The sequence below is a fragment of the Streptomyces diversicolor genome, from assembly GCF_057537855.1.
Window position 1 is genome coordinate 115,129 of sequence record NZ_BAAJXA010000027.1, and the last position, 11,680, is coordinate 126,808.

Genomic DNA, 11,680 nt, shown 5'->3' on the forward strand with positions numbered 1-11,680 from the left:
GAAGACTAAGTTCCGCGCGGGTCACGTTCCTAGGGGCGGCTGTGAATGTTCTGTGGGAGCCCGAAAGAACTGTCGAGAGGCTTGCCGAAACTGTTACCTGTTCGACCCATTGACACCCCCGCCGCCCCGTCCTTACTGTCACGCCAGCATTTCGAACGTGTGACGAAATCTCGAACAGCTGAGGGGCATCTGCCGTGCGCATCACCGGAATCAGCACGCACGTGGTCGGAACGCCGTGGCGCAATCTGACGTACGTCCAGGTGCACACCGACGAGGGGATCACGGGAGTCGGCGAGACCCGGATGCTCGGTCACACCGACGCACTGATCGGCTATCTGCGCGAGGCGGAGGCCAACCACATTCTGGGCTCCGATCCGTTCGCCGTCGAGGACCTTGCGCGCCGTATGAAGTACGGCGACTACGGCCGGGCCGGCGAGATCGTCATGTCCGGGATCGCGGTGGTCGAGATGGCCTGCTGGGACATCAAGGGCAAGGCGCTGGGCGTCCCGGTGTGGCAGTTGCTCGGCGGCAAGGTGACCGACCGGGTCAAGGCGTACGCCAACGGCTGGTACACCACCGAGCGCACACCGGAGGCGTACCACAAGGCGGCGCAGGAGGTCGTGGCGCGCGGCTACCGGGCCCTGAAGATCGACCCGTTCGGCACCGGCCACTTCGAGCTCGACCACGCGCAGACCCTGTACTCCGTGTCCCTCATCGAGGCGGTGCGCGACGCCATCGGCCCGGAGGCGGAGCTGATGCTGGAGATGCACGGCCGCTTCTCCCCCGCCACCGCGGTCCGCCTCGCCAGGGAACTGGCGCCGTTCAAGCCGGCCTGGTTGGAGGAGCCGGTGCCGCCGGAGAACCTGAAGGCGCTCGCGAAGGTGGCCGAGAAGGTGGACCTGCCGGTCGCCACCGGCGAGCGGATCCACGACCGGATCGAGTTCCGCGAGCTGTTCGAGAGCCAGGCGGCCGACATCATCCAGCCGGACGTCGGCCACCTGGGCGGCATCTGGGAGACCCGCAAGCTCGCGGCGACCGCCGAGACCCACTACGTGCTCGTCGCCCCGCACAACGTGGGCGGCTCGGTGCTGACCGCGGCCAGTCTCCAAGTCGGCTTCTCCACACCGAACTTCAAGATCCTGGAGCACTTCAACGACTTCGCCGACGCGGAGATCAAGAAGGTGGTCAAGGGCGCGCCCGAGGTTGTCGACGGCTACTTCCAGCTGTCCGACGCGCCCGGCCTCGGCGTCGAGCTGGACGTCGACGCGGCGGCCGAGTTCCCGCAGCAGCAGGCCCGGTTCGACCTGTGGGCCGACGGCTGGGAGCAGCGTAAGCCGAAGGGCACGAAGTGAGTTCGCGGGTCGTCGTCGAGGCGCCGGGCGAGCACCGGGTCGAGGAGCACACACCCCGCCCGCCCGGCCCCGGGGAGGCGCTGGTCGCCGTGCACGCGGTGGGCATCTGCGGCAGCGACCGGGAGGTGTTCCAGGGCAACCGGCCGCAGGGGTACGTCCGTTACCCGCTGACGCCCGGCCATGAGTGGTCCGGGACGGTGCGGGCGGTGGGCGACGGGGTGCCCGCGGCGCTGACCGGCCGCAAGGTCGTCGGCGAGGGCTTTCGCAACTGCCAGGTGTGCGACCGCTGTCACGCGGGCGAGACCACCCTGTGCACCGCGGGCTACGAGGAGACCGGCTTCACCCAGCCGGGCGCCATGGCGGCCACCCTCACCCTGCCGGCCCGGCTGCTGCACGTCCTGCCGGACGCGGCCGATCTGACCGCGGCGGCGCTCCTGGAGCCGGCCGCCTGTGTGGCCGCCGCCGCGGTCAAGGGCGGTGCCCGGCCGGGCGAGCGGGTCGCGGTGGTCGGCACGGGCACGCTCGGGATGTTCGCCGTGCAGTTCCTGCGGGCCGTCTCGCCCGCGGAGTTGCTGGTGGTCGGCACGGGGCGGGACCGGGAGCCGCTGGCCCGGCGGTTCGGCGCCACCGGGTTCCGTACGAGGGACGAACCGCTTCCCGACGACTTCGACGTCGTCGTGGAGACCGCCGGGTCCGCGTCCGCCGCGCGCACCGCCGCGGCGCTGCTCCGCCGCGGCGGACGGCTGGTTCTGACCGGTATCCCGGCGCCGGGCGCCGACGGCCTCGACCCGACCGACCTGGTGGTGCGGCAGCTGGAGGTGCACACCGTCTTCGGGGCGCCGCCGGACGCCTGGGCGCACACGGTGCGGATGTTCGGGGCCGGGCTGCTCGACCCGCTGCCGCTGGTCACGCACGAGCTGCCGCTGACCGGGTTCCCGCAGGCCATCGAGCTGGTGGGGGCCGGTGATCCGAAGGTGGGCAAGGTGCTGCTCCGCCCCTAGCCGTACGCCGGTCCCGGCGTGACCAGACGGCGCCGGGACCGGCGTACTCCCGGCCGGTCGCCCCGGCCTCTTCCGCACCCTGAGCCGCGAACCTTGTCCGATATATCGAACACTAAGGACAGCTTGTGAACCACGCATCCGCCACGGCAGCCCGCAGGCCCGGTGAGCACGCGCTCACCGCGCTCGGCCTGGGCGCGCCCGCCCTCGACCCCGCCGACGCCTCCGCCCACAGCTTCCCGGGCGGCGGGCGCTGGCGCACCGAGATCCCCTCGTGCGAGGGTCCCGAGGCGCTGGCGGTCGTGCTCAAGGAGTCCGCACGGCTCGACGTGCCGATCCACCGCATCAGCCAGGGCAGCGGCGTGTGGATGCTGACCGACGCCGAGATCACCGAGATGGTCGAGGCCACCGCCGAACGCGGCATCGAACTCTGCCTGTTCACCGGCCCGCGCGGCACCTGGGACATCGGCGGCTCGGTGCGCTCCGGCTCGGGCGGCGCGGGGCTGCGGGCCCGCGGCCACGACGCGGTCGCCGGCTGTGTCGAGGACGCCGTGCGGGCCACCGAACTGGGCGTCAAGTGCCTGCTGGTCGCCGACGAGGGCGTGCTGTGGACGCTGCACCGGGCGCGGACCGCCGGGATCATCCCCGCCGACACCACCCTCAAGGTGTCCGCGCTCGTCGGGCCGGTGAACCCGGCGTCGTACGCGGTCTTCGAGCGGCTGGGCGCCGACTCGGTCAACGTGCCCAGCGATCTGACGCTGGATCACCTCACCGAGATCCGCCGGGTGTCCGCCGCGCCCATGGACATGTACATCGAGGCGCCCGACGACCTCGGCGGCTATGTCCGGATGTACGAGGTCGCCGAGCTGATCCGGCGCGGCGCTCCGCTCTATCTGAAGTTCGGCCTGTCCAAGGCCCCCGGCATCTACCCGTGGGGCACCCATCTGCGGGACGTGACCCTGGACACCGCCCGGGAGCGGGTGCGGCGCGGCCGGCTTGCCCTGGACCTGCTCGCCCGGCACGGCGCGGACGGCGACATGGCGCCGCTCGGCTCCCGCCTGCCAGGGTCTCTCCGCCGGTTCCCCTCCGAAGGTGCCGCCTGATGAACGTTGGGGGCTGCGGGTCCGGTCGTGGCTGGTCGCGCAGTTCCTCGCGCCCCCTTGGGGCGCGCTTCACCGAACTCGCTCAAATATCTCAACGACGAGAAGAACAGGGACCGATCATCATGCGCACTCGTAGAAGCGCCCTCACCCTCGTAGCCGGCGCCGCGTCCCTCGCCCTCGCGCTGTCCGCCTGCGGGCAGAACAGCGAGGGCGGCAGCAAGGAGGACAAGGGCAGCGCCAAGGGCGGCACCATCGGCATCGCCATGCCCACCAAGTCCTCGGAGCGCTGGATCGCCGACGGCAACAACGTTGTCAAGAACCTGAAGGCCAAGGGCTACCAGACCAAGCTGGTCTATGGCGAGGACGACCCCGACCAGCAGGTCTCGCAGATCGAGAACCTGATCACGCAGGGCGTCAAGGGCCTGATCATCGCGGCCATCGACAACAAGTCGCTGAACAACGTGCTCCAGCAGGCCGCGGACGCCAAGATCCCGGTCATCTCCTACGACCGGCTGATCCTCGGCACGCAGAACGTCGACTACTACGCGTCCTTCGACAACACCAAGGTCGGCGAGCTCCAGGCCGGCTACATCGTGGACAAGCTCCAACTGAAGGACGGCAAGGGCCCGTTCAACATCGAGCTGTTCGCCGGGTCCAACGACGACAACAACACCAAGTACTTCTTCAACGGCGCGATGAGCGTGCTCCAGCCGTACATCGACAGCAAGAAGCTCGTCGTCAAGTCCGGCCAGACCAAGCTCACCCAGGTGACCACGCTGCGCTGGGACGGCACCACCGCGCAACGGCGCATGGAGGACATCCTCACCTCCTCCTACAAGAGCGGCCGGGTCGACGCGGTGCTCTCGCCCTACGACGGCATCTCCATCGGCATCATCTCCGCGCTGAAGTCCGACGGTTACGGCTCCTCCGGCAAGCCGCTGCCGGTCATCACCGGTCAGGACGCCGAGCTGGCGTCGGTGAAGTCGATCATCGCGGGCGAGCAGACGCAGACCGTCTACAAGGACACCCGGGAGCTGGCCAAGGTCGCCGCGGCCATGGTGGACGACGTACTCAACGGCAAGAAGCCCGAGGTCAACGACACCAAGACGTACGACAACGGCACCAAGGTCGTGCCCGCCTACCTGCTCCAGCCGGTGAGCGTCGACAAGACCAACTACACGAAGGAACTCGTCGACACCGGCTACTACACGGCGGGCGAACTCAAGTAGTCCCCACGTCGGTTCACCCACGGATTGAAAGGGCACGACCATGGCGGGACCCGTCCTGGAGATGCGCTCGATCGTCAAGACCTTTCCCGGCGTCACAGCGCTGTCGGACGTCACTCTGACGGTCCGTCAGGGCGAGGTCCACGCCATCTGCGGTGAGAACGGCGCCGGGAAGTCCACCCTGATGAAGGTCCTCTCCGGCGTCCATCCGCACGGCAGCTACGGCGGCCAGATCCTGTTCGAAGGCGAGGAGTGCGCCTTCAGGGACATCCGGGCCAGCGAGCAGCGCGGCATCGTGATCATCCATCAGGAGCTGGCGCTGGTGCCGTTCCTGTCCCTCGCCGAGAACATCTTCCTCGGCAACGAACACGCCTCACGCGGCTTCATCAACTGGCGGGACACCCTGCGGCACGCCACCGAGGTGCTGCGCCGGGTCGGCCTGACCGATCACCCCGAGACCCGGATCTCCGACATCGGTGTCGGCAAGCAGCAGCTCGTGGAGATCGCCAAGGCGCTCTCGAAGAAGGTGAAGCTGCTCATCCTGGACGAGCCGACGGCGGCGCTGAACGACGAGGACAGCGGCAAACTCCTCGATCTCATCCTGGAGTTGAAGAACCAGGGCATCACCTCGATCATCATCTCGCACAAGCTCAACGAGATCCGCCGGGTCGCCGACTCGGTGACGATCCTGCGCGACGGCCGGTCCATCGAGACCCTGGACGTGAAGGCGCCGGAGACCACCGAGGACCGGATCATCTCCGGCATGGTCGGCCGCGACCTCGACCACCGCTTCCCCGACCGCACCCCGTACGCGGGCGCGCCGGACGCGGCACCGGCGCTGGAGATCCGCAACTGGACCGTGCGCCACCCGATCGACCAGCAGCGCAAGGTGGTCGACGACGTGTCGATCCAGGTGCGGCGCGGGGAGATCGTCGGCATCGCCGGACTGATGGGCGCGGGCCGCACCGAACTGGCGATGAGCGTCTTCGGGCGCACCTACGGCCGGTACGCGGGCGGCACGGTCCTCAAGGACGGCGCGGAGATCCGCACCAGGTCGGTCGCCGAGGCGGTCGGGCACGGCATCGCCTATGTCACCGAGGACCGCAAGCACTACGGCCTCAACCTGATCGACACCATCAACCGGAACATCTCGCTGACCGCGCTGAACAAGGTCGCGAAGCGGGGCGTGGTCGACGAGCACGAGGAACGGCAGGTCGCCGAGGGCTTCCGCACCTCCATGAACATCAAGGCGCCGACCGTCTTCGAACCCGTGGGCAAGCTGTCCGGCGGCAACCAGCAGAAGGTCGTCCTCAGCAAGTGGATCTTCGCGGGTCCGGACGTACTGATCCTGGACGAGCCCACGCGCGGCATCGACGTGGGCGCCAAGTACGAGATCTACACGGTCATCGACCGGCTCGCCGCCGAGGGCAAGGCGGTCGTCTTCATCTCCTCCGAGCTGCCCGAACTGCTCGGCATGTGCGACCGCATCTACACCATGGCCGCCGGGCGGCTCACCGGTGAGGTGCCCCGGGCCGAGGCCACGCAGGAAGTGCTGATGCGCCGGATGACGAAGGACACACAGGACAAAGAGGTAACCCGATGAGCACGGATGTGACCGACAAGCTCCCGGCCTCGGCGCCCCCCGGCAAGGGCGGGGGCGCGGCCGCCGAGGGCGGCCTGCTCCGGCTGATGCTGAACGGCCTGCGCCGCAACATGCGCCAGTACGGCATGCTGATCGCGCTCGGCCTGATCGTCGTCCTGTTCCAGGTGTGGACCGGCGGCGACCTGCTGCTGCCGCGCAACATCTCCAACCTGGTGCTGCAGAACAGCTACATCCTGATCCTCGCCATCGGCATGATGCTGGTGATCATCGCGGGCCATATCGACCTGTCGGTCGGCTCGCTGACCGCGTTCGTGGGCGCGTTCGCGGCCGTGCTCTCGGTGCAGCACGGCCTGGCCTGGCCCGTCGCGCTGGTGCTGTGCCTGCTGGTCGGCGCGGTCGCCGGTTCCGTCCAGGGCTTTCTGATCGCGTATCTCGGCATACCGTCGTTCATCGTGACCCTGGCGGGCATGCTGCTCTTCCGCGGTCTGACGGAGATCCTGCTGAAGGGCCAGACCCTCGGCCCGTTCCCGAACGGCCTGCAAAAGCTCGGCAACGGCTTCCTGCCGGAGACCGGCCCGAACACCAACTACCACAACCTCACCCTGCTGCTGGGCCTCGCGCTGCTGGCCTTCGTCGTCTACCAGGAGGTCCGGGACCGCAAGCGGCAGCAGGAGTTCTCGCTTGAGGTGCTGCCGCGCAACGCGTTCCTGCTGAAGCTGGTCGCGATCGCCGCGGCGATCCTCGCGGTCACCCTGCTGCTCGCCAGCTACAAGGGCGCCCCGATCATCCTGATCATCCTCGGGGTGCTGGTGGTCGGCTACGGCTATGTGATGCGCAACGCCGTCTTCGGCCGGCACATCTACGCGATCGGCGGCAACCTGCCGGCGGCGAAGCTGTCCGGGGTCAAGGACAAGAAGGTCACCTTCTACGTCTTCCTGAACATGGGTGTGCTCGCGGCCCTGGCGGGTCTGGTGGTCGCCGCCCGGCTGAACGCGGCCTCGCCGAAGGCGGGCCTGAACTTCGAACTGGAGGCCATCGCCTCGTCGTTCATCGGCGGCGCGTCCATGAGCGGCGGTGTCGGCACCGTACTCGGCGCGATCATCGGCGGTCTGGTCCTCGGTGTGCTGAACAACGGCATGAACCTCCTGAGCGTCGGCACCGACTGGCAGCAGGTCATCAAGGGCCTCGCCCTGCTCGCGGCGGTCGGCTTCGACGTGTGGAACAAGCGCAAGTCCGGTTCGTAAGGCAGCCCGGCCCCGTCCGCTCTCGGACGGGGCCCTCAACGTGCAGGAGCCGCACATGGACATGAGCAGACGTACGGTCATCGCCGGGGCCGCCGCGGTGGGCATCGCCGCGGCCGGCGCGGGCCCGGCCCGGGCCTCCGCCTCCCGGCAGCCCGTCAAGGAACCCTTCGGGACGCTCGCCGACGGCACCAAGGTGCACCGCTGGTCGCTGGAGAACGGCGGGACCCGGCTGAAGGTCCTCTCCTACGGCGGCATCGTCCAGTCCCTGGAGATACCGGACCGCCACGGCCGGCACGCCAACGTCTCGCTGGGCTACGACAACCTCGCGGCCTACGTCGCCGGCACGACGTTCTTCGGCGCGACCATCGGGCGTTACGGCAACCGCATCGCGGGGGGCCGCTTCACCCTGGACGGCAAGGCGTACCAACTGTCCGTCAACGACGGCGAGAACAGCCTGCACGGCGGCGCACGCGGCTTCAACACCAGGGTCTGGGACGTGGAGGGCTTCACCTCCGGCTCCGACGTCGGCCTGCGCCTGTACTACACGAGCCTCGACGGCGAGATGGGCTACCCGGGCACCCTGCGCACCAAGGTCACCTACACGCTGAACCGGCACGGCGACTGGCGCATCGACTACGAGGCGAGGACCGACCGGCCCACGGTGGTCAACCTCACCAACCACACGTACTACAACCTCGCCGGCGAGGGCAGCGGCGGCATCTACGACCACGAACTCACCCTGCGGGCCGCCCGCTACACCCCCACCGACGCGGGCCTCATCCCCACCGGCGAGCTGGCCCGGGTCGCCGGCACCCCGTTCGACTTCCGGCGGGCCAAGGCCGTCGGCCGGGACATCCGCGCCGGCCACCCGCAACTGGTCACCGCCAAGGGCTTCGACCACAACTTCGTCCTGGACAAGGGCGTGACCACGCGCCCCGAGCACATCGCCACCCTGCGCGACCCCGCGTCCGGCCGCACCCTGAAGATCGCCACCGACCAGCCGGGTGTGCAGTTCTACTCGGGCAACTTCCTCGACGGCACCCTCGTCGGCACCTCCGGCCGCACCTACCGGCAGGGCGACGGACTGTGCCTGGAGACCCAGCACTTCCCCGACTCGCCCAACCAGCCGTCGTTCCCGTCGACCGTGCTGCGGCCCGGGCAGACCTACCGGACCACGACGATCCACTCGTTCGGGGTGTGAGCCCGCGTACCCGGAGCGTCACGCGCACACACTTCTTTCACATGCGGTGAACAGCGCCACCGCCGCCTCCGTATCCAAGGGTGGCCCGTGCTCCCCCGCGCGGGCCACCCACAGACGACGAGCCCGGTCGTCCCCGCGGGCTCGCCCCCTACGGAGGTTCCATGGCCGACAACGTCACCTCGTTGTTCCGCGGCACTGCGGCACACAGCCCGTCGATGGCGGCGCTGACGCGGGAGGGCGGCGACGGGGTCGGGCCGGTGGACTTCTGCATCCCCTGCAACCCCTACTTCCCCACTCCGGCGATGTTCGAGGAACTGGCGGGCCGGCTGCGGGACATCATCACGTACTACCCGAGCAGCGCCGACACCATCACCGCCGAGCTGTGCTCCCTGCTGCAACTGCCGCCGCAGTGCGTGGCGATGGGCAACGGCTCCACGGAACTCATCACCTGGATCGACCATCTGCTGGTCCGTGAGTCGCTGGCCGTACCGGTGCCCACGTTCGGCCGCTGGACCGACCAGCCGATGGAGACCGGCAAACGGGTCGACATGTTCCCGCTCCAGGAGTCCGGCGGTTTCGCCCTGGACCTCGCCAAGTACGCGGAGTTCATCCGGGCGCGCGGCACCCGGGTCGCCGTCGTCTGCAACCCCAACAACCCCGACGGCGGCTTTCTGCACCGGCACGCGCTCGTGCAGTTCATGGACGCCATGGCCGACCTGGACCTGGTGGTGATCGACGAGTCGTTCCTCGAATTCGCCGACGCCGAGGCCGAACCCAGCGTCGTGCAGGAGGCGATGCTGCGCCCCAACGTGGTGGTGCTGCGCAGCCTCGGCAAGAACTTCGGGCTGCACGGCATACGGTTCGGCTACCTGGTCGCCAATCCGGCGCTCGCCGGGCGTATCCGTTCCATGCTGCCGAAGTGGAACCTCAACTCCTTCGCGGAGCACGTGGTGTTCATGCTGAAGGAGCACGGCGCCGAGTACGCGCAGAGCCTGCTCCAGGTGCGCCGGGACCGGCTGGAGATGGCGAGCCGGCTGTCCGCGCTGCCGGGTCTCACCGTCTATCCCTCCCAGGGCAACTTCCTCTTCGTACGGCTGCCGGTCGGCGCCGAGGGCACCGTGGTCCGGGACCGGATGCTCACCGAGCACCGGATCCTGGTCCGCGAGTGCGGCAACAAGATCGGTTCGTCCAGCCGCTTCCTGCGGCTCGTGGTGCGCCCCCAGGTGGACGTGCGTCGCCTGGTGTCCGGCCTGGAGTCGGTGCTCTACGGGTCCGGGAGGGGAGCCGCCGTGCCCGAGCCGGCCGCCCGGACCGGCTACAGCTCGGGCACGGCGGCGGTGGACCGCCTGGTGAACGAAACCAACGGCACGGGCCTACCGGGCCTAGCCACCCAGGCACTCGCAACCACCCCGGCCCAAGCACTCCCCGCACCCGGCACCGCCCAGGCACTCACCGCCGGCCCGGCACCCGCCCCCGCCCAGGCGCTGACCGCCGCCCCCGCCCAGGCACTCGGCACCACCCCGGCCCAGGCGCGCGCCGCCGACCCGGCACCCGGCACCGCCCAGGCGCTGACCGCCGCCGCCCAGGCACCCGGCACCGGTCAGGCACTGGCCACCACCCCCGCCCAGGCGCTCGGCACCGCCCAGGCACTCGGGACCGGCCAGGCCCCGGCACTCGGCACCGCCCAGGCCCAGGCGCGCGCGGCCAGCCCGGCACTCGGCACCACCCCCGCCCAGGCACTCGGGACCGGCCAGGCGCTCGCGGCCGGCCCGACATTCGGCGCCGACCCCAACGAGGCATTCGGCGCCGCCCCCAACCAGGCACTCGGCACCGCCCCGGCCCAGGCGCTCGCCGCCGGCCCGACATTCGGCGCCGACCCCAACCAGGCGCTCAGCGCCGGCCCCAACCAGGCGTTCGGAGCAGGCTTCAACCAAGCGCTCGGCAGCAGCCCCGCCCCAGCGGTCGGCACCGGGCCCGTCCCGGCACCGGCCGCCGCCCCTGCCGCCGGCACCGGCATGCCGCTCCCCGCCACCGGTCAGCCGACCGGCGGCGGGATGCCGCTGCCGGCGGCAGCCCAGGCGGCGCCACAACAGCCCCCGGCCCCCGCGGCACCGCCCCAACTGCTCCCACACCAGCCACCCCCCACCCCGACCGTGCCACCGATCGCCACCCCCACCCCGGCCCCCGCTCCCTTCCCGGCGCCGGTGCCCGCCCCGGCCGCCGCCGCGAGCGGCCCGACCCCGCCCGGCGTCCCGGCGCGCGGTGGCCTGACCGCGGCGCAGGTACGCGGCATGACCGGCCCACCCCCCACCCCACCCCTGACCCCGGCCCCGGCCACGGGCTGGCCCAACGCCCAAAGCTGGCCCAACGCAGCAGGCATGGGCCAGGCGGGATAACCCCGACCGCCCCCGCCCGTCCCACCGCCGCGCAGGAGGCGACCGTCACATTCGCCTCACGGGCGGCCGTACACACCCCGCCCCGCCGCCGCCCACATCCCGGCCAACCACTCTTCCTCGCCCCTGCCGACGCCGTCGCCACGTCCGGCCCGCCCCCGGCGTCCCGGACCGCGAGGGCCTGACCGTGGCCCCGGCCACCGCCTCACTGAACACCGCCGACATGGGCCAGCCGGGACAGCCCCGACCAGGCCCCCAGCGCCGCGCAAGGGAACCAAGGAACGGCGAAGGGACTACGGCCGCCGACCAGGCAGATCCTGGACGACGCCCACGGGCCGGGGATGGCGGCTCTGCCGTCTCTGTCCTCGTTCTACCGACTGGTGAACGCCCTGGCCGACGCGGCCGAGCTGCCGGGGCGGCCCGCGCGCCGCCACCCCACCTGCCCGCACCTCCGCGACGCCGCGTGGTGCTACGGCCCGGGGGAACGGGTGCCACTCGGCACGACTCGCCGCCCCCGGCATGGCCGCCGCTCACTGGCGTTGCCGCAGCGGCCACGGTCA

General features: G+C 70.6%; 9 protein-coding genes. All 9 read left to right on the forward strand.

Features of this window, described 5'->3' with window-relative positions; all coding sequences use genetic code 11:
* Positions 1–194 precede the first annotated feature (194 nt).
* Positions 195–1,352, forward strand: a complete 1,158-nt coding sequence (locus tag AC27LF_RS29255; RefSeq protein ID WP_479658341.1) for a mandelate racemase/muconate lactonizing enzyme family protein — start codon at positions 195–197, stop codon at positions 1,350–1,352.
* Positions 1,349–2,353, forward strand: coding sequence for a zinc-dependent alcohol dehydrogenase (locus tag AC27LF_RS29260; RefSeq protein WP_479658342.1), 1,005 nt, complete (start codon positions 1,349–1,351; stop codon positions 2,351–2,353). The genes AC27LF_RS29255 and AC27LF_RS29260 overlap by 4 nt, the downstream gene beginning before the upstream one ends.
* 125 nt (positions 2,354–2,478) lie before the next feature.
* Positions 2,479–3,453 carry a hypothetical protein gene (locus tag AC27LF_RS29265; RefSeq protein ID WP_479658343.1) on the forward strand — a complete coding sequence of 325 codons (975 nt, stop codon included), beginning with the start codon at positions 2,479–2,481 and terminating at the stop codon, positions 3,451–3,453.
* A 122-nt stretch (positions 3,454–3,575) separates the two neighbouring features.
* On the forward strand, positions 3,576–4,682 hold the full coding sequence (chvE, locus tag AC27LF_RS29270) for a multiple monosaccharide ABC transporter substrate-binding protein (RefSeq protein ID WP_479658344.1): 1,107 nt from the start codon (positions 3,576–3,578) through the stop codon (positions 4,680–4,682).
* 40 nt (positions 4,683–4,722) lie between these two features.
* Entirely contained in the window at positions 4,723–6,282 is a 1,560-nt protein-coding gene (gene mmsA, locus AC27LF_RS29275; protein ID WP_479658345.1) for a multiple monosaccharide ABC transporter ATP-binding protein, read from the forward strand.
* Positions 6,279–7,526, forward strand: coding sequence for a multiple monosaccharide ABC transporter permease (gene mmsB / locus AC27LF_RS29280; protein ID WP_479658346.1), 1,248 nt, complete (start codon positions 6,279–6,281; stop codon positions 7,524–7,526). The genes mmsA and mmsB overlap by 4 nt, the downstream gene beginning before the upstream one ends.
* Positions 7,527–7,581: 55 nt before the next feature.
* Positions 7,582–8,727, forward strand: coding sequence for an aldose epimerase family protein (locus AC27LF_RS29285; RefSeq protein ID WP_479658347.1), 1,146 nt, complete (start codon positions 7,582–7,584; stop codon positions 8,725–8,727).
* Between the two features lie 161 nt (positions 8,728–8,888).
* Positions 8,889–11,123, forward strand: a complete 2,235-nt coding sequence (locus tag AC27LF_RS29290) for an aminotransferase class I/II-fold pyridoxal phosphate-dependent enzyme (RefSeq protein WP_479658348.1) — start codon at positions 8,889–8,891, stop codon at positions 11,121–11,123.
* A 338-nt stretch (positions 11,124–11,461) separates the two neighbouring features.
* A partial coding sequence (locus AC27LF_RS29295) for a hypothetical protein (protein ID WP_479665054.1) occupies positions 11,462–11,680 on the forward strand: 219 nt, incomplete at its 3' end.

Coding starts and splice junctions, on each gene's coding strand:
- chvE (WP_479658344.1), top strand. CDS start 3,576: ATGCGCACTCGTAGAAGCGCCCTCACCCTCGTAGCCGGCGCCGCGTCC.
- mmsA (WP_479658345.1), top strand. CDS start 4,723: ATGGCGGGACCCGTCCTGGAGATGCGCTCGATCGTCAAGACCTTTCCC.
- mmsB (WP_479658346.1), top strand. CDS start 6,279: ATGAGCACGGATGTGACCGACAAGCTCCCGGCCTCGGCGCCCCCCGGC.
- AC27LF_RS29285 (WP_479658347.1), top strand. CDS start 7,582: ATGGACATGAGCAGACGTACGGTCATCGCCGGGGCCGCCGCGGTGGGC.
- AC27LF_RS29290 (WP_479658348.1), top strand. CDS start 8,889: ATGGCCGACAACGTCACCTCGTTGTTCCGCGGCACTGCGGCACACAGC.